Annotated in this window: 16 protein-coding genes and 1 CRISPR repeat array; of the genes, 9 read left to right on the forward strand and 7 right to left on the reverse strand. The window is 44.3% G+C overall.

From position 1 onward, the window contains the following. Positions 1–99: 99 nt before the first annotated feature. From FTO70_RS06290 to FTO70_RS06300, 3 genes are all read right to left on the reverse strand, one after another. The gene (locus tag FTO70_RS06290; RefSeq protein WP_255334889.1) at positions 100–1,935 is read right to left on the reverse strand and encodes a glycogen synthase; all 1,836 of its coding nucleotides are present in this window, start codon (positions 1,933–1,935) and stop codon (positions 100–102) included. Between the two features lie 336 nt (positions 1,936–2,271). After that, entirely contained in the window at positions 2,272–3,069 is a 798-nt protein-coding gene (locus FTO70_RS06295; protein ID WP_255334890.1) for a DUF1638 domain-containing protein, read from the reverse strand. Between the two features lie 363 nt (positions 3,070–3,432). Further along, positions 3,433–4,227: a DUF1638 domain-containing protein gene (locus FTO70_RS06300; RefSeq protein ID WP_255334891.1), complete on the reverse strand. Its 795-nt coding sequence runs from the start codon at positions 4,225–4,227 to the stop codon at positions 3,433–3,435. A 386-nt stretch (positions 4,228–4,613) separates the two neighbouring features. Between FTO70_RS06300 and FTO70_RS06305 the strand changes: the two genes are divergently transcribed. After that, positions 4,614–4,970, forward strand: a complete 357-nt coding sequence (locus FTO70_RS06305) for a DUF5658 family protein (RefSeq protein ID WP_255334892.1) — start codon at positions 4,614–4,616, stop codon at positions 4,968–4,970. A gap of 68 nt (positions 4,971–5,038) precedes the next feature. Here FTO70_RS06305 and FTO70_RS06310 read toward each other — a convergent pair whose 3' ends face one another. After that, positions 5,039–5,857, reverse strand: coding sequence for an ABC transporter ATP-binding protein (locus tag FTO70_RS06310; protein ID WP_255334908.1), 819 nt, complete (start codon positions 5,855–5,857; stop codon positions 5,039–5,041). 670 nt (positions 5,858–6,527) lie between these two features. On the opposite strand from FTO70_RS06310, the gene FTO70_RS06315 reads away from it, so the two are divergent. Then, positions 6,528–6,890 carry a DUF5658 family protein gene (locus FTO70_RS06315; RefSeq protein ID WP_255334893.1) on the forward strand — a complete coding sequence of 121 codons (363 nt, stop codon included), beginning with the start codon at positions 6,528–6,530 and terminating at the stop codon, positions 6,888–6,890. Positions 6,891–6,979: 89 nt separating this feature from the next. Here the strand turns inward: FTO70_RS06315 and FTO70_RS06320 are convergent, their stop codons facing one another. Further along, entirely contained in the window at positions 6,980–7,474 is a 495-nt protein-coding gene (locus FTO70_RS06320; protein ID WP_255334894.1) for a GNAT family N-acetyltransferase, read from the reverse strand. 230 nt (positions 7,475–7,704) lie between these two features. On the opposite strand from FTO70_RS06320, the gene ade reads away from it, so the two are divergent. After that, positions 7,705–9,336, forward strand: a complete 1,632-nt coding sequence (ade, locus tag FTO70_RS06325) for an adenine deaminase (RefSeq protein ID WP_255334895.1) — start codon at positions 7,705–7,707, stop codon at positions 9,334–9,336. 169 nt (positions 9,337–9,505) lie between these two features. Here the strand turns inward: ade and FTO70_RS06330 are convergent, their stop codons facing one another. Beyond that, on the reverse strand, positions 9,506–11,548 hold the full coding sequence (locus FTO70_RS06330; protein ID WP_255334896.1) for a hypothetical protein: 2,043 nt from the start codon (positions 11,546–11,548) through the stop codon (positions 9,506–9,508). 386 nt (positions 11,549–11,934) lie between these two features. On the opposite strand from FTO70_RS06330, the gene FTO70_RS06335 reads away from it, so the two are divergent. From FTO70_RS06335 to cas2, 5 genes are all read left to right on the forward strand, one after another. Further along, positions 11,935–12,684 carry a DNA alkylation repair protein gene (locus FTO70_RS06335; RefSeq protein ID WP_255334897.1) on the forward strand — a complete coding sequence of 250 codons (750 nt, stop codon included), beginning with the start codon at positions 11,935–11,937 and terminating at the stop codon, positions 12,682–12,684. A gap of 1,417 nt (positions 12,685–14,101) precedes the next feature. Beyond that, positions 14,102–14,866: a CRISPR-associated endoribonuclease Cas6 gene (gene cas6 / locus FTO70_RS06340; RefSeq protein ID WP_255334898.1), complete on the forward strand. Its 765-nt coding sequence runs from the start codon at positions 14,102–14,104 to the stop codon at positions 14,864–14,866. Between the two features lie 36 nt (positions 14,867–14,902). Beyond that, complete coding sequence (cas4, locus tag FTO70_RS06345) at positions 14,903–15,472, forward strand: CRISPR-associated protein Cas4 (protein WP_255334899.1); 570 nt, start codon at positions 14,903–14,905, stop codon at positions 15,470–15,472. Positions 15,473–15,619: 147 nt separating this feature from the next. Continuing rightward, a complete protein-coding gene (gene cas1b / locus FTO70_RS06350) occupies positions 15,620–16,603 on the forward strand; it encodes a type I-B CRISPR-associated endonuclease Cas1b (protein ID WP_255334909.1) in 984 nt (327 codons plus the stop codon). A gap of 65 nt (positions 16,604–16,668) precedes the next feature. After that, on the forward strand, positions 16,669–16,932 hold the full coding sequence (cas2, locus tag FTO70_RS06355) for a CRISPR-associated endonuclease Cas2 (protein ID WP_255334900.1): 264 nt from the start codon (positions 16,669–16,671) through the stop codon (positions 16,930–16,932). A gap of 44 nt (positions 16,933–16,976) precedes the next feature. Here the strand turns inward: cas2 and FTO70_RS06360 are convergent, their stop codons facing one another. Beyond that, the gene (locus FTO70_RS06360) at positions 16,977–17,186 is read right to left on the reverse strand and encodes a hypothetical protein (protein WP_255334901.1); all 210 of its coding nucleotides are present in this window, start codon (positions 17,184–17,186) and stop codon (positions 16,977–16,979) included. A 56-nt stretch (positions 17,187–17,242) separates the two neighbouring features. Beyond that, a CRISPR array of direct repeats spans positions 17,243–22,861; the repeat unit is 30 nt; unit sequence GTTAAAATCAGACCTTAGAGGGATTGAAAC. Between the two features lie 142 nt (positions 22,862–23,003). Between FTO70_RS06360 and cas8a1 the strand changes: the two genes are divergently transcribed. Beyond that, a complete protein-coding gene (gene cas8a1 / locus FTO70_RS06365) occupies positions 23,004–24,218 on the forward strand; it encodes a type I-B CRISPR-associated protein Cas8b1/Cst1 (RefSeq protein ID WP_255334902.1) in 1,215 nt (404 codons plus the stop codon). Positions 24,219–24,280: the final 62 nt, after the last annotated feature.

The raw sequence follows: 24,280 nt of genomic DNA on the forward strand, positions 1-24,280 counted from the left end.
TTTTTTCCGGAGTCCTTTTTCCAGGGCCCCATTTTCTGCAGTTCCTTTTCCCAAATTCCTTTTCCCAAATTCCTTTTCCCAACCCTTTTCTACAGTTTTTTACTTTTTTGAGGCAGTCGAACTTCCCTGGGTGAAGAACCTTTTGCCGCTTATCAGTTCAAAATACTGTTCCGTTGGCTTTTCCCAGCCCATGTCCTTTGCAAGGAGGAAAGCTTCCCTGCAGAGCAGTTTATACTTCACCCTGTCGTCCACGAAATTCCGGATAAAGTAGCTTGCTGCCAGGGCGTATTCAAGGACCGTTTCGTAATAGGAGAGGTCTATGTTGTCTACAACTATCACTCCCCCCAGGTTCTCTCCCAGGGCCTCGATGGTTTTTACGGCATCACTGAAACCGCAGACCCGGCTGACCACACTTGGAGTTCCCTCTTTTCCGGCTTCAAGCCCTGTGAGCAGGAAGGGGTCATAGCGGGAGGGGAAGACCCCTGCGCAGCACCCAGCCATGAAATCTTCCACTTTCATGCAGAGACCTCCATCCTGCTCCGAGATAATCTGGGGATAGAGAACTGCTGCAACCGAGCGCTTGCCTCTTACCATTTTCGGGCAGTCAAGCCCTCGTTCTTCTATCATTTGCTGGACTCTCAGTTCGTTTCCCACCAGCACTTCCTTGGGCAGATTTATTGGGAAATCTTCGGGGAGGTTAGTTTTGGGGCCTTCGGCAGTAACCAGGAAGCAGACAACCCTTATTCCCTCTTCCAGGTAGCCTTCCATAATGCTGTTTTTTATTATGTGTTCCAGGGCAACAAGGGAATCGAGGAGGTCCGCATACCCTTTGTTTTCCACTTCGATCCGGGAAATCGTGAAAATAGGGATAATTTTTTCAGGTTTGATCCTTTCCCCTCCGTAGTGCCTGTACAGGTTTTCGGAGAGGAATCTCTGAATTTGCTCAAGGCAGCGTTCCTTTCTGTCCCAGTCAATTCTTTCGGATTCAATGGTTATCCCGTTCCTGACCACGATCCCGGAAATCCCGTAGAAAAGCCGGGCTTCCTGGCGGGTTGATTCTCCCACGGCAGTCACCGTGTCTGCATATAAGGCGAGGGCCTCGAGGGCGGCGAGGTTTTCCGGAACCCCCTCGGACCAGGAGCTGTCATTTTTCCTTATTTTCTGGATTGAGTTATGCCCGGCGGCCCTCCCGGGAAGGGTAGCATGCAGGGTAGCTATTGTACAGGCCGGGATTCCCAGTTTCTTCAGCCTGGCAAGGGCATAAAAGGACCCGAACTCATGACAGTGCAGGGAAACCGCAGGGCAGGGAATGGTTTTTTTCGTTGTGTCGTTTTTCCCGGCCTCAATTCCTGTCCCGGTTTTTGGGGCAGAGCCTACAAGAACCCGGACAAGCTCGGAAATCGCGTAGGAAAGTGATAGGTAATGGGTGTATTCCGCGCCGTTTCCCATACTTTCGTACTTGATTGAATCAAGTCCGAGCAGCTCATAGGCTTCTGATTTGACCTTGTTTTCAAGCGTTCCCTCTTTTTCCCTGTGCACAGCCCGGATCCTCCCGAAATTGTCAGTCTGAAACTGCAGGTACCCTATCTTCGTTTTTCCGACCTGTTTTTCCCCGGTAAATATTTTGATCCCCTTATTTTCAAGGATTTTCAGGGCTTCTTTGAGCTTTCCGTCGATACTGAGCGGGCCAAGTCCCTCCATGTCCGTGATCCGGTTCAGCCCCCGGTTCCAGTCTGCTCCCCTGTGGCCGTAGTAGGGGCCGGCAAGCAGGATCTCGGGATTTTCTTCTTCTTCTTCTTCTTCTTTCAGCTCCCCGGAATCGAAAAGGGATGCAAGGGTATGCGCTTCTTCGTGAATGACATTCCAGATCCCGCCCATTTTATTCGATTTCGGGCCGGCTTCTTCCCCGGCAATTATGATGAAATTGTTTCCCACGGCTGAAACCCCCTGAGGCCTTTTTGCTTTTTGGCTCAGTTTTCCCCAATTTTTTATTTGTTTAGAAATATAAAAACATATCCATCAAAAAAGGATGTTAATTTCAAAAAGAATCTAAATAAATATACGGCATTCACCCCTATATAGCCCAAACCCGTCAGATTTTTTCTTCTCTCACGGGAATATTATAACAGCCTTAGCCAGGGTAAGCGGCTCTGGAATTAACCAGGCTTAAAAATAGAGATGTGGAAACCCTGGCAAAGCCAGCTTTTCAGTTCTGGCTTTCAGTTCTGGCTTTCAGTTCTGGCTTTCAGTTCTGGCTTTCAGTTCTGGCTTTCAGTTCTGGCTTCCAAAGGTTTCGAGCTTTGCTTTTTCATAACAGTTTTCAACAAGTTTTAATGTGGCCTTAATTTCCGTAACTTCAAATTCAAAAAGCCTCGCAAACTCCTGGACGCAGGCTTCGAAATTTTTCTCATAGAAAAGGCCGGTTTCAACCCTTCCTATTTTTTTATACCCTGCGTAGTCAAAGACGAATTTTGACATCGAGATATCGTCGGGGTCCTGGCTCAAACCTGCGGTCCTTACCATTTCCCTCCAGTTTGCAGCCCACATGGGGGTCAGGAAAAAGGTACCCACGCCCTTGCAGCTTTTCAGGACTTCAAGGTACTGCTTTCTGCCCCCGAGCACAGCCCCTATGCAGTCATCCACGATTTCCCCGTTTTCTTCTTTGAGGATAGAGATCGGGCATTCCAGGGCCTCCAAGTCTTTTTCGATTTTTCCCAGCACGTTTCCGCAAAGCCCGTAGAAGAGCAGGATCCCATGCGAGTGCCGGGACATAAGCTCCACCTTCGAATAGACGGTGTTCTTGAGGTTTTCGGGGATGGCATGCAGGGCAAGCTCAAGCATGTATACGAGCAGGGTAAGCCCCTCTTCCCCGCTCGGGGCGGGTTTTTCAGGGATTTCTTCAGGGGGTAGCACCCTGTAAGGAATTCCCGTGTCCGTCAGTTTTCCCGTAATCCCCCCGCAGTCCTCGTTTTCCACAACAAGCACTTCTTTAATTTCGGGGTCATTTTCAATGAGGTGCATGATCTCGTCTTCAAACATCCGGCACCCGATAATACTCATTACTGGCATGTTTAACTCCTCTGGCTTGCAACTCACTATTTTTTATTCTGAAAGCTGACAGGAGGTCCCTGAAGGTCGTTTAAGCCCCACTTTATGGGTTTTTCATGGGTTTTACTACTCTTATGGGTTTTAATATTTTCATCTTTAAAAATATCTAATTATTATTTAACGTGCGTCTTCATATACCTGAGGGTCATGAAAATATACTACTGAATCACCAGGTATATTATACTGCTGAATCACCAGGTATATTTCAGTGACTGATGCGAGATACTAATAAAGAAAAATCTGGATTTAAAAAAAGGAACTGATTTTTTTGGACCGCTTCAGGTACCGGGCTCTTGGTACCGGGCTCTTTAGAATTATATTATTTCAGGCTTGAAGCGGCCCGATAAGCATGTTTCGGAGCTGGCTGTACGATTCCCTTGCGATTTTCGTGCCTCCTTCCAGTTCGGTGATTTCCAGGCCAAATCTCCTTGCGAATTCTTCCACGTTTTTTTCAAAGTCGGGTTCATATGAAAGCCCGGTCCTGACCCGGGCAACCTTCCTGTAACCGAGTTCTCTGAGGTGGGCAGGGGTGAATTCAAAGTCCTGCAGCAGTTTTTCTCCTTCTCCGAACACGGCTTTCCAGTTCGCAGCCCACATGGGCGTAAAAAAGAAGGTGTCCCTATGGCTTTTCAGGATTTTTCTATAGCGGGTGTTGCCTCCAAGGGCTGCTGCAACACAGTCATCGAGGGGACTGACAGGTGAGCTTTCGCTCCTTTCCTGAAGCAGCTTTACGGGGCATCCGATATACTCGAAATCTTTCTGCATTTTGGAAAATGACAGCCCGCAGAGCCCATAAAAGAGAAGAACCCCGTCTGCAAGCCGGGATATCAGGTTCACGTTTACGTACGTTTCCTTTTTAAGCCGGGCAGGATCTATATGGAGCCCCATTCCCTGGAGCTGGACAATAACGCTGAATTCGCTGCTCTTTTTCAGCTCAGCTCTGATTTCACGGTAAGACATGACTTCCGGTTTAAACCCCGCACCTTCAAGCTTTTTCAGAAGGCCCCGGTTTTCTTCGTTTTCTACCAGGTATATCCTGTTAATCTCTGGGTCATTTTCAAAAACATGGACAATTTCATCCTCAAATATCCTGCAGCCTATTATACCGAGAACTGTCATGTTTATAGGCTCATCATTTTACTATTAAAAAATATCCTGGACTAATTGGGTAATAACCCTTAGCAGGAAGCAAAGTTATATTATGAATACTGCATCCCCCCCTCAAACAAACCATCGGAATCCGTATTTTTTCCTCTGAATTTTTTATTTCTAATGATCCCTCCGGATTTTTTATTTCTAATGACCCGTAAGAAAGCTTTTTAAAATAGTTAGTCTTAAGTATCTTAACATGCAAAAATATTTTACAAAATTGGCCGGAAACCCGACGGCCCTGTTCAGATGGCCAAAATGGAAACTGGAAGGATTAAGAGTTTCTTCCCGGGCTCTGTTAAGATAATTCGTTTTTCCAGGGCCGGATTTCGGAATTCAGGAACCGGGGATGGTAAATGCTCAACTGCTTGCAGAAAGAGGAGCTCATTTCTTTCTTATACGATGTACGTTACGTGTTCCTTTTTTACGTCATAGGGGACTGGATAACTACGATTTATGCCCTTAACTATGGTTTTGAGGTAAACATTGTGACTGCATTCGTGATTGAGAAATACGGAGTCTTCTATATTCTTGTCCTGAAATTTCTTTTCATGGGCCTGTTTTTTGGGACCTACCGGGTTACAAGGCACTACCCGCGGCTCTGGCGCTTTACCACGGGCACGATTGCAGGAGTCGGGCTTCTGGTTTCTTTGTGGAACCTTACGGTCATCTTTCTGGGCTTAAGCGTCTGCCTGCCCCCTAAGGGGCTTTAGCCGGGCTGCAAGCGGTCAGGCTGCATGGGTCCCGACCAGGTTGCAGTGCCCGATCAGACTGCAGTTTTTCAGCACCAGGCCTGGTAGTACCCTTCTTTTTCCAGGACTTTTACGGACAGGGAAAAAAGTTCTGAGAGGTTAGAATCGGTCAGGACTTCTTCTTTTGGTCCGTCCCTTATGATTTTTCCTTCCCGGATCAGGACCACGCGGCTGATCTCGGGGATTACGTCCTGGAGGTTATGGGTGACCAGGATAACGCTCTTTCCCGAGCGGGCTATTTTCCGGACGCTTTCGCGGAAGGTGTGCAGCGCTTTTAAGTCCAGGCTGTTTGCAGGCTCGTCCAGGACAAGGGCCAGGGGGTCGTGGACAAGGGCCCTTGCTATAAGCACCTTCCGGGCTTCCCCGGTAGAAAGTTCGCTCATTTTCCGGTCTGCCAGGTAGGGGATTTCCAGGAACTTGAGGACTTCTCTGGCCCTTGTTTCCATCTCGGGGGTGACCCTGTGGTTGTAGTAGATCCCTATGCTGCTGAAGTAGCCCGAGAGTACGGCGTCCAGTGCCAGTATTGGCCGGCAGCAGGTCTGCTGCAGTTCACCCGAGACTATCCCCAGCAGTTCCCGGAGTTCAAAGACGTTCCAGGTCTCCTTTCCCAGGATTTTTAACACAAGCCCATCGGCTCCTGCCAGGGGGTGGTACTCTTTTGTAAAAGTCTTGATAAGGGAGGATTTGCCCGAGCCGTTAGGGCCAATGATTGCCACATGCTCTCCCGGCTCTATGGAGAGGGACACCGAGTCAAGAACCTTCTTTCCGCCCCGGACAACCGTGACATTTTTCAGTTCCAGCAGGGCCGGAGAAGTTTCCTGCAGGATTTTACGTATGTTTTCAGTCATTGCCATCATCTGTTTTGAAGCCCGGGAAATAAAATTAGGTTCAGGCCGCAAGTTATTGTTCTTATAGTGATCTTGTTATTGTTCTTATAGTGATCTTGTTATTGTTCTTATAGTGATCTTGTTATTGTTCTTATAGTGATCTTGTTATTGTTCTTATAGTGATCTTGTTATTGTTCTTATAATTCTGTTTTATTGATTTTAATATCAGTTTTATAACTCTATTTTTTAATATTTATTTTCAATTTTTATTCAAGTTTCTCTATTTATATTTTAATTATGTTTTTATATCTCCTTAGATAAATTTAAAAATTAATATGTAGTTATATAAAATCAACAACTTTCGAAAAAATGGCAAATTTCGAAATAATTAAACAACATAAGTTTCTAAATGTCTATTTAAAAATTAAAAAATTCTGGAATAAATATTAAAAAATTCTGAAATAAATATTAAAAAATTCTGGAATAAAAATGGAATACAAATAAAGTAAACCCGGAATAACATAAATAATTTCCAGAAACCCTTTTTCAGATGCATTATCAGGGTTGAAAAATCATGGAACTTTGGGAGATTATCCCTTCGGAGAATTATTTTATCGATTTTAGTTTCTTACGTTTATATCATCCGATAAAATAAAACTACCAGTGGGAAAAAGACGGACTTGTCTGGGGTGTGTGCTTGAAAGCTTGGTTTTCGAAGGATTCATTCTTTTATTATCTACATGAGATACGGTTTATCATCGTTTTCTACGTAATCGGAGACTGGGCTTCCACTTATTATGCTATGCCTTTCGGTAGAGAATTTAACCCTCTTCCGGCCATGATTATTGAAAAGTATGGTATTTTTTATCTTCTGATCTTAAAAATAGTCCTGATTCTCAGCCTTTTCTTACTCTTTCCCTTAATCAAAAAATTCCCCCGAAAATGGGTTTTCACCAAACACATTATAGAATTGTTAGGGGTAATGGCCACAATAAACAATATCATGGTCATCTGGTATGATAACAGCCTCATACAGATAATGGGGTTAGTCTAAAGCAGTCAACTTTAATGCGGTTCCAGTATCGTTCCAATACATTCCGAAAAAAAGTATTTCAGGAAAAAAGCCCTGTCCTTTCCGGGTTTTCATCTTGTTTTTGCATACAGGAAGCAGTCATAAAACTTTCCTCCTATCCTGTGGATTTTTTTCAGGGTCCCTTCTTTTTCGTACCCGCACTTCTGCGCCACCCTTTCGCTTGCCTCATTCCGGATGTCCATCAGGATCATAATTCTCTGCAGTCCGAATTCCCAGAAACCCAGTTCCTCAAGTTGCCTGACCGCCTCCGATGCAATTCCCTGCCCCTGGAAAGCCCGGTCCACGAAGTACCCTATCTCCCCTATCCAGGGCCTATGCTGGTCTATCCGGAGTCCGCATGCCCCCACCGGGTCCCTGTCAAGGAGAACAGTGTAGTTGTACTCGAAATGGGCTCTCCTTTTAGCCTCATTCAGTTGAAGGAAGCGTTTTTCTTCTTCCAGGGTCTTTATGGGGACTTCCATGAATTCGAGGTCCATGCTCGTGAGTATCTCAAAGAGGCGTTCGGCATCGTAGAGCTCCTGGGGGCGGATTGTTACCTCGGGCATAAGAATAAAACGGTTTTTTGAGTTGAAAAAGGTATTCGGGGCTTCCCTATCTTCGGGGGAGGTACAGGAGGTAAATAGGCCGGAAGAATCCGGAAACCTTAATCTTTGGAACCTTAATCTCTGAAACTGTAATCTCTGGAACCTTAATCTCTGGAACCTTAATAATGGAAAACGGAATGTTTCGGTAGAATGGAAAATCTTTATGCACTTGCAGCAATAATGACTCAGGCATGAGAACATATCAGGGAATCGTTGTTGATGCCCTTGCCAGGCGCCGTTTTAAGGGTGAAATAACTGTCGAAAACGGAAAGATCACCCGCGTGGAAGAAAAGGAACACGGGAATGACACGTTTATTTTGCCGGGACTGGTCGATGCCCATGTTCATATCGAAAGTTCGATGACAGTGCCTTCGGCTTTTGCCAGGATGGCGGTTGCCCGGGGCACGGTTGCGGTGATAAGTGACCCTCATGAGATTGCAAATGTGATGGGTGTTGAGGGAATCGATTATATGCTTGAGGACGCCCGGAAAACTCCCCTTAAGTTCTGGTTTGGCGTCCCTTCCTGTGTCCCCGCGACACCTTTCGAGTCTGCGGGGGCGGTCCTTGATGCGCAGGCGGTTGACAGGCTGCTTGCCAGGAAAGACCTGCACTACCTTTCCGAGATGATGAACTTCCCGGGGGTGGTTTATGAAGTGCCCGAGGTTATGGCAAAGCTGGCTTCGGCGAAGAAGTACGGAAAAGTTGTGGACGGGCATGCCCCCGGACTGAGTGGGGTTGACCTGCAGAAATATGCGGCTTTTGGGATTTCCACGGACCACGAATGTTTTTCCTATGAAGAAGCGCTTGAGAAAATAAAGCTCGGGATGAAAATCCTTATCCGGGAGGGAAGTGCCGCCAGGAACTTTGAAGCCCTGTACAGGCTGATCGACGAGTACCCGGGCTCGGTTATGCTGTGCACCGATGATTCCCACCCGGACACCCTGATCTACGAAGGGCATATCGATAAGCTTATCCGGCGGGGGCTTGAGAAGGGGCTTGACCTCTACAACCTTGTCCGGGCAGCCTCTGTCAATCCGGTGGAGCACTACGGGCTTGATTCCGGCCTGCTGCGGGAGGGAGACCCTGCCGACTTTATTGTTGTAGACAGCCTGGAATCATTCAGGGTGCTTCGCACTTTCATTGGCGGGGAATGCGTCTACGATTCCGGGAAGGTCCTTTTTGAAGCCGAAGCAAGCCCTGCGATAAATGTGTTTTTAAGGGAGAAAATTACGGTTGCGGATGTGAAACTGCCTGTCCACCCCGGCAAAGTCCGGGTGATCGTTGCCGAAGACGGGGAACTGCTCACAGGCCAGGAACTTGCCACCCCAAAAGTTGAGGACGGAAACCTGGTTTCGGACCCTGTCCGTGACCTCCTGAAACTGGTCGTGTTGAGCAGGTACGGGAACGACCCTGCCCGGGTGGGCTTTATCAGGAACATCGGTTTAAAAGAGGGAGCTCTTGCAAGCAGCATTGCCCATGACAGCCACAACATCATTGCCGTTGGCGTTAAGGATGAGGACATTGTTGCCGCAGTCAACCGGCTTGTGGAAAACAAAGGGGGCATCGTTGCCGGGACCCCTGGCCGGCTGCTTGACCTCCCCCTTGAAGTTGCAGGCCTGATGAGCACCCGGAGCGGGGAAGAGGTTGCAGCTAGGTACCGGGAACTAAACGCTGAAGCCCGGAAGCTGGGTACGCAGCTTGAGTCTCCCTTCATGACCCTGGCCTTCATGTCCCTCCTGGTGATCCCTGCCCTTAAGCTGGGGGACAGGGGCCTCTTTGATGTAACCAAATTCGAGTTTGTCGACCTCTTCATAGACGAATAAAAGGAGCAGAAGATAAAGGGATCTGAAGGATAATGGGGGCAGAAAGGGCTTCTGAAGGCAGGTTTACTGTTCAGTTTTTTTCCTTTTTCCCCTCCTGCTTTTCTCTCTGCTTTCCTGCCTTTCTCTTTTCTCTCCTGCCGGCCCCGGCAAAATAAAGTAATTGGGGTCTTTAAAGCCCTATAGCCATCCTGAAAAGGACTATCAGCCCGAAAAAGAGGTTCAGGCCCACGAGCCCTCCGAACACCAGCAGGCCCATCTGGATCATGCCAGCGTTTTTCTTGAAGAATGTGAGGCTTCCGTCCAGGGTTTCAAGGGATTCGTTCACTTTTGAGAGGGCTTTTCTCGATTCCTCCAGGTTTTCGTTCAGGGTATCGAGTACGGCATCGACCTTTGGCTGTTCCCCGGTCCTGACCTGTTCCAGGACCCCATGGGCTTCTTCCAGGTTTTCGTTCAGGGTTTCAAGCACAGTATCGATTCTTGCCTGCTCTTCGGTATGCAGGTGTTCAAGTACCCCGTGCACTTCTTCGAGGGTCTCGTTAAGGTTGTCAAGCACAGCATCTATTCTTGCCTGTTCCTTGGTGCGGAGGTGCTCAAGCACTCCGTGCACTTCTTCGAGAGTCTGCGGGATGAGGCCCGGCTCTTCTTCCCATCTGTACCTCAGGATATCGGACCTGCGCTCGAATTTCTGCACCTGCCGTTCATAAAAGGAGGTCTGGGCCCTGAAATAATCGAGGTTTTTCTGGAACCCGTCAAACTTCGTGTTCAGGCTTGCCGAGATCCTTGCGGCCTGGGGCTGCCTGCTCCTTGCAGAGATTTTTGAGGCTCCGGAAAGGGAAAATTTCAGGCCTTTCAGGATTTCCGGGTCGATTTTTGCATACGCGGTTTCCGAAACATTTTCAGGAACCGCACTTTTCAGAGCGAGCCCTGCATCTTTTGCCTGCAGGTCAGGGGCAGATACCTCCTCAGGAGCAGGTACTTCCATGGGTGCAGATACCACTGGAGTAGATACCGCAGGAACAGGTGCATTCCTTTCCAGGGTTCTGGTTTCAAGCTTTGCCTCCTTCCCTGTGACCTGGCCTGCCAGATTTTCTATTTTTCTATCGGCGACTTCCCCTGTTACTTTTCCTGTTACTTTTTCTGCTATTTCTCCTGCTACTTCCCCTGCTATTTTTTCTGCTGCTTTTCCTGCACCTGCCGCTTCTTCTACTGCTCTCTCTGCGTGTGTTTCCCCGGGCCTTTCCTTCAGGATTTCCTCCGGGATTTTTCCTGCACTTTCCGAATTGAGGGACTCTGAAACCACGGGCCCCGAAATCTCAGGGCCTGCCGGAAGATGTGCACCTTCAAGGATGTCGGTTACATTTTCAGCGGCTCCGGGAGTCCAGGGGATAACCGGTCCTGCCTCGGCCAGTTTTACCCATTTGCTGTTGATCTCGAATTCCTTTTCAGGAAGTGCTTTTATTGCGTCTGCAAACTGGAGGGCAAGTTTGTCCTTCCTGCCCAGCAGGGCTTCGAAGTACTCCCTGTCATTTTTCAGCCTTTCAAGCTTCTCTTTTACTGCAGGCGAAAGCCCGGCCTCCGGGATGAGCACTTTCCTTCTGGTGACAAAAAGTTTCTTGACTTCTTTTAAGACTTCTTCGCTGACTTCGAGGTTGTCATCTACGGAGTCCAGGATATCTTCAATCCGGGGCTGTTCCAGGGTGTTGAAGCGCTCAAGCACCTCTTTTGCGCTGTAGATCCCCTGGGTCAGCACCCCGGGTTCCTGGTAGAGGATTTCCGTAATCTCAGTGTTGACTGCCGCAAGTCTTGCGAGCAGCCGGAAGCTCTCAAGCATCCTGCTCCAGTCCGTGAGCATGTCCCAGAAGTCAAAACTGAAGTGTGCCGCGTCCTCGACCCCCAGTTCCCTGAGGGCAGCCTCAATTTCCTGTTTCTCCTCCCTGAGGTCGGAAAGCCGTTCTTTTTCTTCTTCCCATAGCTCGTCCTCATCCCGCGGGCTCATCCGCCTGATCGTTATAAGTTCCTCGGCTTCGGCAAGCAGCGAGTTGAGCTGCTCTCCCACAGCCTCAAGGGTGGACCCTATCACCGCAATGGCCATCCCGGCTTCTTCTGCCGCTTTTCCTGCGCTGTCTGCAGCATTCCCTGCCTTGTAGGCTGCCTTTCCAATATTGTACAGCCCTCCGGTAGCTATCCCAAAGACAATATCATCCCATGCCATTTTCCTCACCTTTTTCCTTGTTTTTAAATTCCTGTTTCCGAAACCCTGTTTCTTAAGCTTCTATCCGGTCCTGTCAAGTTCAAAATTTTAATTCAAAATTATTTTACTCAGAATTATTTATAAATATTTTTCTATTTTTTCAACGACAAATTAAAAAATGGAATCAGAAGCTGTGGAGTAGGAAAAGGACTCCCGGACTTTACATGAAATCCTGGCCAATAAAATAGAATCAGTCGGGCGACATTCGGGCAACATTCGGGTGAAATCGGGGTAATAATCGGGCTGGCAGTTGGGCAGCAGCCGGCAGTGAATAAAGTATATGTAACACTCCAAATAAACAATATAATGTGACCGGCGATATCATCTCCAGTATTCGGGTGGATTTAGTGCAGAGTGTTGACGAGAAGACGAAAAGCAGTTACCAGCGTTTTTTCAAGGAAGAGGTGAAGTGCTACGGGGTAAAAAGTGCCGCAGTGGGAAAAGTTGCAAAAAAATATTTCAAAGAAATCGGGCAGGAAAGCAACACGGTCAAAGCAGCCAGGGCAGACAAAACAGGCAAAGCAGGTAAAGCAGGCAAAGAAGACAAAGCAAACAAAAAAGAAGTCTTTTTCCTCTGTGAAGAGCTCCTTGAGTCGGACTACTGCGAAGAAGCTTTCATAGCCTTTGAATGGGCTTACCTGGTACGAAAAGATTACTCGGAAGACGACTTCCCCATGTTTGAGCGCTGGATTGAAAAGTATGTCAACAACTGGGCGAAGTGTGATACCCTCTGCAACCATGCCGTAGGCTCCTTTATCGAACAGTTCCCTGCCTACGTCGAAAATCTCAAAGCCTGGACAAAATCCGACAACCGGTGGCTCAGGCGGGCTGCAGCCGTAAGCCTGGTCCTGCCTGCCCGCAGGGGCAATTTCCTTTCAGACATTTTCAAAATCGCAGACCACCTGCTGAAAGACGAGGACGACCTGGTCCGGAAAGGCTACGGCTGGATGCTCAAGGAAGCAAGCAAACCCCACCAGCAGGAAGTCTTCGAATACGTAATGAAAAACAAAAAAGAGATGCCCAGGACTGCACTCCGGTATGCGATCGAAAAACTCCCTGAAGACCTGAGGGCCAGGGCGATGGAAAAAGACAGCTAAATTGATAAGCGAAGGGAATGGAAAAAATGGTTATAAAATATAAATTCGGATAATAAAAAAATAAAGGAGGAAAGCAGACAGATGAGCAATAGACAAGTAGACAAAAACTATCGCGGAAAGATGGCAGATAGAAGGAATCAGGAAACAAACTAACACAGCACCCCCATACTGCATTTGCTCTCCCTTTCTCCCCCCATATATCCCATTTTACCGGTAGATCCGGTCTATACAAGCTATTTTCTGTCTCCCAATTAAAATATGGTTTTCACAAGTATTTTTTTCTATTTATTCAGGTGTGTTAATAGTTGGCACTGAGATATTTTTGGTGGTAACTTTTGTGGCTTTTCGTAATTTTTGGTTTTTTGACGCTTCTGCTTTTTTCCGGGCTGCTTGCATGGGGAGGCCGGGTTTCTTATTTCTTGAGATGGAGTGTGAAGCTTTAATATGAAACTTTGAGAAACCATGCATGAAGGCAGCTTAAAGGGCTTGTTGAAGGACAAGGAAGGATAACCGGTGGACAAAAGAACCGATGGACAGAAGGATAAACAGATGGGCAAAAGAAACAGCATAAGTATGCAAAAAAGGTAACAGAAGGATTAAACTAAGGAGATGAAATCAGCAATCACAGAGTTTGGAGGAAAATGAATGAAGAGTTGGGAGTAGAAGAAAGTAGAAGTAGAAGAGAGTGGGATAAGGGAGAAAGGATCTTTTAAGATGCAGTACCCCTCTTGCATCTCTGGTCCTTTGCTCCCGAATATTCACATAGCCAGCCGATGTTTTCCGACTTACCTTACCCTTCTCCTTGACCCGATTGAGCGTTTTTCTCCCTTTATAATTTTTTCACATACTTGCCGGAATTTCCGGTTCGCTGAACCATCTCCTTGACCCAATTACATAAATGTTTTCACAAGTATTTTGTTCTATTTATTCAAAGATGTTAAAGGTTGAGCACTCAGATGTTTTTAATAGTAAGTTTTGTGGCTTTTTGAGGATTTTGAGTCTTTTTTTGACTTATTTGAGATATTTTGTTTTTTATTTCTTTGTATAATATATGAAACTCTTGAGGGCGGGGTGGAAATAGGTGGGGTAAGAGCGTGTCTTAAAATTCAATTTGACTATACAATTGGAATAGGACTCACGGATTTGGATCAAAAATCGGTAGTGTTAAACCGTTAAATGTCTAAAGTGTAAATTTTGACCATGATGTCTAATGCATTTGATTTTATGCATCGGGTGAATGAGTCTTATGTAATTAATTTACAGTCTGAACTTAAGACCAAAAAAGCCTACCATCCAAATGTAGAAATGGTTTGAATTTTAAGACAGCCTCTAAGAGAGGTGGTGTTACTGGATTTATTGCAAATTTTTTTCAGATCCTGCATTCAACTATATATACAAAATATTACAATAGTTCTGTATGAGATGCAGGATAAGTGTAAGAAAAGCATCCCCTGGTCCGCTTCATTATGATTATCAGTATGGGCTTGCCTCGATGCTTTATTTGAAGCTGGCTACTTCCAATATAGAGCTCGCAAATGCCATTCACAGCAAGCAGGGGTTTAAGTTTTATACGTTTTCCAACCTCATTCTTGAAGACAGAATCCCGGATAAGAATGGATTGAATTTCCGGGCAGCTCACTTTTTCCTGTCATCTCCTGATCCCGAGTTCATAAGGAGTTTTGCGGAAGGGCTTTTGCTCGAACCGGAGTTTTTCCTGGGAAATAAAGAGAACAATACGAATTTTGTGATCGAAAGAATTGAAGTACTTCCTTCTATAAGGTTTGAAGATAAGTGTGTTTTCAGGACCCTTTCTCCAGTATATGTAAAAACCCTGAGAAAACAGGAAGATAGACTGGTTGAGTTTGATCTTTATCCAAAGGATTCAAAGTTCCATGAGAACCTGCATAAAAATCTGCTTGCAAGATATGAAGAATTCTATGGGCAAAAAGTAGACAAAGACTTTTTTGAAGTTCTGGGTGTCAGAAATTTCAAGCCCAAACGCGTGACAGTGGAAAATAATTTCCGACGCTGTAGTCTTATGGACCTTACTTTGTCAGCAAACCCGAAACTACTGGAGTTTGCCTATGATGCAGGGCTTGGTGAAAAAAACGCAATGGGTTTCGGATGCGTGGATATTCTGGAAGTGGGTGGTATTCAGGTGAACAAGGTCGAAAGTAAATGATGATTCAAATATAATTTTTGAAAGGGGGATTTGTATTTGGAGGATTCAATTTCTGAAGCTGAAACAAATGTGAATGCGGAGGTTTTTCTTGACTCTGTCCGAATAACCGGGGTCAAGGTAAACTATTATCATATTTGCACGACAAAGCTCTGGCTCTTTTCTCACAATATAAACCTTGAAAGGGAAAACGAGAGTGTGGCCATTGGAAAGGTGCTGCACGAAGACAGCTACAGGAAAAATCAAAAAAATGTTACTATTGACGGTATAAGCATTGATTTTGTAAAAGCTGGAAAGAAAGTTGAGATTCACGAAGTTAAGAAAAGCAAAAAAATGGATGATGCGGACAGGGCTCAGCTTTTGTTTTACCTTTACTACCTCAAGAAAAAAGGTTTTGATGCGGTCGGGGTCTTAAATTATCCTTTATTGAATAAAACTGAAAAATTTGAACTGAGCCTCGAAGATGAAACAGGTATAGAAAGAGATATCGAGAATATCAAAAAACTGGTTGTTGGTCCAATGCCTTTCCCAATGCGTAAAAAGATATGTCCAAAGTGTGCTTACCAGGAATTTTGTTTCTGCGGGGACAGCGGTGGAGCCGAAACCTGAAAGAGTCAAACCTAAGCGGGTCAAACCTGAAAAGAGTCTGATGAATACTTTCCAGCGAAGCACGGTCTAATGAAGTACAAAGCCATCTAATGAAGTATGAAACCTTAAGAAGACAAAGGGGGTAAAAGAATCCGAGAAGACTTTTATATTTTACAGGACGGGATTTTGAAAAGGAAAGAAAACACGGTCTACTTTGAAAATAAGGACGGCAGAAAGATCCTGCCAATAAATAAAATAAGTTCGATATTTGCTTACGGAAATCTTTCTTTTTCATCCGGTGTGGTCTCGTACCTTTCAAAGGAAGGCATACCTATTCACTTTTTTAATTATTACGGCTTCTACGAGGGTTCAATGTACCCGCGGGAAACCCTGATAAGCGGAGACCTGGTGATCCGGCAGGCTGAACATTACATTGACCCTGAAAGGCGGCTGTGTCTTGCAGGGAAATTTATCGAGGGTGCCTGCGGAAATATCCTGAAGAACCTCAGGTATTATGCAAGGAGCAAGGAGGAAATCAGGGAGACAGTTGAAGGTTATGTAGCTTCTATAGAATCCGAATTTTCCCGCTTGGACGGTGCAGAAACCGTCCCTTCCATGATGCAGGTCGAAGGCAAAATCCGGGAACTTTATTACAACGCACTTGATGAAATCTTACCCGAGGAATACCGGATAATAAAAAGAACCCGCCGCCCTCCTGAAAATAAAATGAATACTCTGATAAGTTTCGGAAACTCCCTTGTCTACTCAACTACCCTTTCCGAGATCTACAATACCCAGCTAAACCCCACGATTTCTTATCTGCATGAGCCCTTCGAACGCAGGTTTTCCCTGTCTCTGGACGTAAGTGAGATCTTCAAGCCTATTCTCGTAGACAGGATCATTTTTAAGCTGGTAAACAAAAACATGCTGGACGACAGCTGTTTTAGGGGAGAAATCGGAAACATGCTGCTCAGCGAAAAAGGCAAGAAAATCTTCCTGACAGAATACGACGAAAAGCTCAAGACCACAATCAAGCACAAAGGCCTGGGCAGAAACGTCTCGTACAAGCGCCTTATCAGGTTAGAGCTCTATAAGCTTTCTAAGCATGTCATTGGGGCAGAGGAATACAAGCCTCTTGTTATGTGGTGGTAAGATTCATTTCTGGGCAGTTCAGTAAGCCGGACAGAATGGTATGTACATGTGGATGAGGTGATAAGATGTACGTGGTCATAGTGTATGATGTGGGAGTCGAAAGGGTAAACAAAGTCAGGACCTTTCTCAGGCAGTACATGAACTGGGTCCAGAACAGTGTATTTGAAGGAGAACTCACGAAAGCTGAGTTAATGAAAGTCAGGTCCCGGCTTAAAGAGCTGATCAATGATAACTCAGACCATATTATATTCTACAGCTCAAAAGACAGAAAATACCTTGGAATAGAAGAGCTCGGAACCCCTAAAGCTGATACGGGAAACATATTCTGAACCTTGTCTGGCCAAACTCCTCCAGTAATTTCCTTAACTCAACATTAAATTTTTCCGTTTATATATTTAAGTGATGGGTTCCATCTCTTCTTTCTGTATTTCTCATCTTTTCGTGGATCTTTATATATCTCCTCCTGAAAGAACGATCCACGAATCCCCTCATCAAATCTTCCTCCAAAAACGGATACTTTTATATGGTGCAGAACCCAATTACATATATTCAAAAACAGCACCATTATCCCCGAATTTTCCATCTCCTTATTAATGGATTTTGCATCCGACTACCATAAAATCCGGGGTAAATTTCTTAGTTAAAATCAGACCTTAGAGGGATTGAAACTTCCTTGTGACTATGGAGCCTGCGTACCTCTACAAAGTTAAAATCAGACCTTAGAGGGATTGAAACTCTGTATTGGATTATCTCGGGAGTTTTAGAATACTTGTTAAAATCAGACCTTAGAGGGATTGAAACATATTTTGCTCCTTTCTGAGCAGCCTTAAAAATATCGTTAAAATCAGACCTTAGAGGGATTGAAACGATGTAGGATTTTGCATTTGTTCAGATCCCATTGAACGTTAAAATCAGACCTTAGAGGGATTGAAACGTCCTTCACTTCCTGGAGACCTCCGATGTCCGCAAGTTAAAATCAGACCTTAGAGGGATTGAAACGGAGTCTGACCTGAAGAGGGTAGCGAAGAAGTACAAAGTTAAAATCAGACCTTAGAGGGATTGAAACGGGGCAACGTTGGGACCGCCAAAAGAGTTGTTAATCAGTTAAAATCAGACCTTAGAGGGATTGAAACGGAAGAGCCCCGGTGCTTCCGGTAGGTGCTTTCAGGTTAAAATCAGACCTTAGAGGGATTGAAACCCTGGACGGAGCCACTCACCGGGGATGTCAGGATATTGTTAAAATCAGACCTTAGAGGGATTGAAACGTATATATTCTATATACTGTATTTTCACGTCTGATCGTTAAAATCAGACCTTAGAGGGATTGAAACTAATACAATATATAAGTAATCCCCTCTCAAGCATTCAGTTAAAATCAGACCTTAGAGGGATTGAAACCTTTATCCCGTTGAAGGGATCGAGACGGATAAAGAACGTTAAAATCAGACCTTAGAGGGATTGAAACATTGGTACCCCTATTACTTTGAATCTGAAACCTACCGTTAAAATCAGACCTTAGAGGGATTGAAACGAGGCTACAGCAACGTGATGAGGTTCAATCCTGCCGGTTAAAATCAGACCTTAGAGGGATTGAAACGGGTTTCACCTGACCCATGAGCTCTAAAAAGACGGGGAGTTAAAATCAGACCTTAGAGGGATTGAAACCACATTTACGGATACGAAGAGGAAAAACTAGCTATTGTTAAAATCAGACCTTAGAGGGATTGAAACGTGAAAACTTCGGATATCTTAGATAGTCTCGTAGGGCAATGTTAAAATCAGACCTTAGAGGGATTGAAACTTTTCAGCGGCACTGGGGGGCAGGGAAAAGCGGGCAGGTTAAAATCAGACCTTAGAGGGATTGAAACCTCGTTATTCCAACCGCATTCGATACAGGAGCACCCGGTTAAAATCAGACCTTAGAGGGATTGAAACTCTTTTGATTTCTCTGTCATAATCTCACTCGTTAAAGTTAAAATCAGACCTTAGAGGGATTGAAACGTAAGATCCTTTGGACTGGCTGCTTGCTAGTACACAGTTAAAATCAGACCTTAGAGGGATTGAAACGAGAAAAGGGAAGATGTATTGCGGGAACGTATCACAGTTAAAATCAGACCTTAGAGGGATTGAAACGCTTGAGAAGGAAGTAAGGAAACTCGGGGGGATACCGTTAAAATCAGACCTTAGAGGGATTGAAACTTTGCTCCGGAACAACCACCTTAACCGGCTCAGCCCGGTTAAAATCAGACCTTAGAGGGATTGAAACTATGCCGAACGCCCACACTTCTTCCAGCTTTACTATGTTAAAATCAGACCTTAGAGGGATTGAAACACAATATTTAATTATGTATGCCATGCATCCGAAGTAAATGTTAAAATCAGACCTTAGAGGGATTGAAACCTGGTGTCGAAGGGGTGTTCTTTCCAGGGTACTCGGAGTTAAAATCAGACCTTAGAGGGATTGAAACACAGCTATGGCGCAGACTTTAAGGGCGGCATTGAAAGTTAAAATCAGACCTTAGAGGGATTGAAACCAGACCTCACCGTCATTCTGTACGGGGCATCCTCAGCGTTAAAATCAGACCTTAGAGGGATTGAAACACAATATGGACAGCCGCATTTGTCGCCGTGTATTGTGTTAAAATCAGACCTTAGAGGGATTGAAACATCCCCGGCATAAAGTTCTGCGGCCCATGTGACAACGTTAAAATCAGACCTTAGAGGGATTGAAACCCCATACAGTTTCTTCATCATCAACTTCGCATATATCGTTAAAATCAGACCTTAGAGGGATTGAAACTAATCTCAATTATCGCCATAGCAGCAATAATAAAATTGTTAAAATCAGACCTTAGAGGGATTGAAACAACTCCTTGAAACATATTGTATCGTATTGAATGACTGTTAAAATCAGACCTTAGAGGGATTGAAACTTAACAGATTCGATGTTTTAAAATGGTCTTTCAACATAGTTAAAATCAGACCTTAGAGGGATTGAAACGGTACTATAATGATTCGGGAGTTTTCGAAAGCGGGGAGTTAAAATCAGACCTTAGAGGGATTGAAACAGAAATAGAACACTGTATGTTCTGGATTATAACGGTGTTAAAATCAGACCTTAGAGGGATTGAAACTTCATTACAAGTCGGCAATGAGGAGATGTGAGGAAGGGTTAAAATCAGACCTTAGAGGGATTGAAACCTTTTTCCCCTGCCGTGCTTCACTCCAAATGTATAACCGTTAAAATCAGACCTTAGAGGGATTGAAACTAAATCAGGAGTTAGTCCAGGCTCTTAAAGAAGCCCTGTTAAAATCAGACCTTAGAGGGATTGAAACACAGTCATGTTATAAAGTATATTATCGTCACCGACGGTTAAAATCAGACCTTAGAGGGATTGAAACATGCAATCTGAATCAGGAGAAGGTGTTTATTACTCACGTTAAAATCAGACCTTAGAGGGATTGAAACGCAATCTGTCCGGGTTGGTCCTGGTCGATCTGGGGTTAAAATCAGACCTTAGAGGGATTGAAACTCTTTTTAACATATCCGGCTTTGAAAGAAGTATACAAAGTTAAAATCAGACCTTAGAGGGATTGAAACATACATAGTATCTAATAAACAAGTAAAAAGGAGTAGAGTTAAAATCAGACCTTAGAGGGATTGAAACTAGAGAGAGTACGCCCACAAAATGGGCAATGTTTACGTTAAAATCAGACCTTAGAGGGATTGAAACCCGAAATCAAAGCAGCAGCAACCCTGGAAGCATCCCGGTTAAAATCAGACCTTAGAGGGATTGAAACGACCTTCAACCCTGGAAGCTGTCGGCCCATCTGTCCACGTTAAAATCAGACCTTAGAGGGATTGAAACAAAACACCCCTATTGGAGCAGAGGGGTCTAATAAAGTTAAAATCAGACCTTAGAGGGATTGAAACTTGCGTTATATGTATATTCAAGGGTGTGCGGTCCATGTTAAAATCAGACCTTAGAGGGATTGAAACGTGGGTGTATGACACTGAATCAACACTGAACAACCTCGTTAAAATCAGACCTTAGAGGGATTGAAACTCATTAACGAGGATCTCGAAAGCCTAGAAATTGCACTGTTAAAATCAGACCTTAGAGGGATTGAAACATATACATAATTGCATTTCTCCCACTATGCTTATAGCGTTAAAATCAGACCTTAGAGGGATTGAAACTCTTGGTATCGGATGGCACGGGGGGAGGTTAGAAAAAGTTAAAATCAGACCTTAGAGGGATTGAAACGTGGTTTTTTATTTTTTCTGCTAGTGCTTCGTTTTGTGGTTAAAATCAGACCTTAGAGGGATTGAAACTTTTCTTTGTCAATTTGTGGCATGTAAAATCACAACGTTAAAATCAGACCTTAGAGGGATTGAAACGTTGGTTAAGTCCTCTTGTTCCGAAGAGGAAATTATCGTTAAAATCAGACCTTAGAGGGATTGAAACGTTCCCGTTGGAGAAACATAATAATCCGTCGCACTTGCGTTAAAATCAGACCTTAGAGGGATTGAAACGCTGTCCATCTCCGGCGAGTAAGGTACCTGAACAAAGGTTAAAATCAGACCTTAGAGGGATTGAAACAATAGATGATTTTCGCATATATGACTCAGCCCTGAGTTAAAATCAGACCTTAGAGGGATTGAAACACTTTACCCAGGACCTATACACGAAATTTGAAAAAGGTTAAAATCAGACCTTAGAGGGATTGAAACACTGTCCAGTGCAAACAATATAATCGATTATACCCTGTTAAAATCAGACCTTAGAGGGATTGAAACGTTTCAATATCTACAACGAAAACGAATCAATATCAGGTTAAAATCAGACCTTAGAGGGATTGAAACACAGTATTCCTTGAAGAACTTTTTTATCTTATCAGCGTTAAAATCAGACCTTAGAGGGATTGAAACATCGCCTTAATGCTGCATTTCCCCTATTCAATTTATGTTAAAATCAGACCTTAGAGGGATTGAAACGGGCTCAGGGGAAACGGTGATTTCATCGAGAGGCTTGTTAAAATCAGACCTTAGAGGGATTGAAACATACATCACAGCAGATGGAGAACAAAACATACTATTGTTAAAATCAGACCTTAGAGGGATTGAAACTACCACATTTGAGAGTGTGAACGTTTTTGAATCGAGCGTTAAAATCAGACCTTAGAGGGATTGAAACCATTTTGGAAAAATGCGGGGGTTCACAGGAACGTGGTTAAAATCAGACCTTAGAGGGATTGAAACACGATCAGCTGGATGTATGTGCCGGCGGGATCCACGTTAAAATCAGACCTTAGAGGGATTGAAACGACGAAGCGTTCAGGCCCATGCTGCGTGGGGTGGTAGTTAAAATCAGACCTTAGAGGGATTGAAACCTTTTTTTGCAGTGGATTTGAGTGGACTCGTGATGAAGTTAAAATCAGACCTTAGAGGGATTGAAACGTACTTCACAGAGGGTCTACTGACTTACGATCTGCGTTAAAATCAGACCTTAGAGGGATTGAAACACAACGACGATACAAACGCCGCTACAGCGAAAGTAATTGTTAAAATCAGACCTTAGAGGGATTGAAACAAGCACGGCCGAGACTGAGCCCTCCGGAGCAGACGGGTTAAAATCAGACCTTAGAGGGATTGAAACCTCATCTACCAGGTCCGCAGACAGCCCCGTTTCATCGTTAAAATCAGACCTTAGAGGGATTGAAACAACGCCTCCGGGATGCATACGAGGCTGCCAGGGCCGCGTTAAAATCAGACCTTAGAGGGATTGAAACGGGATAATTGTGTGCTCATGCCCACGGATCAGTCGGGTTAAAATCAGACCTTAGAGGGATTGAAACCGGCACCGGCTCTTTCATGAAGTCATATGGCTCTCCGTTAAAATCAGACCTTAGAGGGATTGAAACTGATATTGGAAAGATATATGGTCCAGAAACCACTCCGTTAAAATCAGACCTTAGAGGGATTGAAACGAAACTCTTTGAGATCTCCAGGAGACACCTGGATAGGGTTAAAATCAGACCTTAGAGGGATTGAAACGTATCCAGCATAGCAGACCCCGGCGAATTCGTAAAGGTTAAAATCAGACCTTAGAGGGATTGAAACCCGGGATGCTTCCTTCATTAGGAAGTTCAAAACGACTGTTAAAATCAGACCTTAGAGGGATTGAAACAACTTTTCATCCAGGCGTCCTTCCGGGTTGTGGAAGCGTTAAAATCAGACCTTAGAGGGATCAATGACTCATCTAAATAGAAAGATTCGATTTATGCAGGTTCTTAAATTGTTTAAGTTTTGATTGAAAACAAAACGTATTTATTTGAATAGTCTTTCTTTATATGAAATTATCATTTCCTTTTATGGAAAGCGAAGATTTTTCTGAGTATGGAAGTATCTATAATGGGGCAGAGTTCACTTTATACATTTACCGGGAACCCGTTCGTTGATGCTGGCATCTGGGCTATATGCGAGTGGTCAGGCAAAAAAAAGCCTGAAAAAATTGATTTAAAAGACCTGAGCGAATTATCCCGTGATGTTGTTCACATATATCTTACTTCAGAATGGGCAAAGAGTCTTTACTCAGTTTTTCCGAATAATGCTGTTACCAATCCTTCTGTCAAAAATAAGGATCAGAAGCTGCTTGAGTCTTTAGAACAGTTGATAGGGCAGATTGAGCTTCTGGATGGAGGTGGAGAGTCCGGAAACTGCATAGCCTGTGGAAGGCATGATGTGCAGGAGATACGAACAAAAACTGAGATCCCTCTCATCGGTTCTGGCACATTGATTAATTTCTTCCCTTACGGGCAGCCTGGGGCTGATTACTGCCCTTCCTGTACTCTTGCTGTCCAGTTTTCACCTCTAGTTTTTTACGCTTGCGGGAAGCTTTTGCTTCTCCACTCAAATTCGGAAAAAGTGATGCATTACTGGGCAGAAAAAGCGATAAAGGACATTCAGAAACAAATTTCAGCAAACAGCTACAGAGGTTGTTTTGATGAAGGTTATAAAAATCCTGTTAATGCCCTTTTCCATATAATTGAGGACATAATTCTCCAATATGAAGAAAGATGGGTTGAAGAGAACCCCTCTATAAGCATGTACCATTTTACAAATTATAACCAGGGACCTGATCTTGATATCTATAGAGTTCCTACTCCTGTGTTCAGGTTTCTGGCTTTTGTTAAACAGTCAGAGCAGTTTTCAGAATGGATGAAAATTGTCAGAAGGGGCTATTTTAACTGGGACAAAATCAAGGAAGGAGATGAATACAAAAATAAAGGGAATTCTGTTTACATAAATCTTCTAAAAGGTCATTCTATTGTGAAATATTTCCTCGACAATAAAGCGAGGCAGGTCTACGGGGATTGGCAGTTATTAGAATATTATTTGACAGAGGTAAGAAACATGAGTGCTAAGAGGTTGGATACCCTCAAGAAAGTTGGGGACAGCATCTCAGATTACATAAAGGATACTCAAAACATAAAAAGATTAAATCAGCTTGAAATGGCGAGTAATTTTGCCACATTCAGGAACCTACTTCAGTACTTCGCTAATTTTCATCTCCTCATAAACGAGGCTGTTCGATACCTTTATATGGGATAAAAACTGCCTCCGTATGTCTTTTCCACCATGTAAGCCTAGATATGCCCCTAAAATTGAATTAA

Origin of the sequence: Methanosarcina sp. KYL-1 (genome assembly GCF_024372725.1) — an archaeon.
GTDB lineage: Archaea > Halobacteriota > Methanosarcinia > Methanosarcinales > Methanosarcinaceae > Methanosarcina.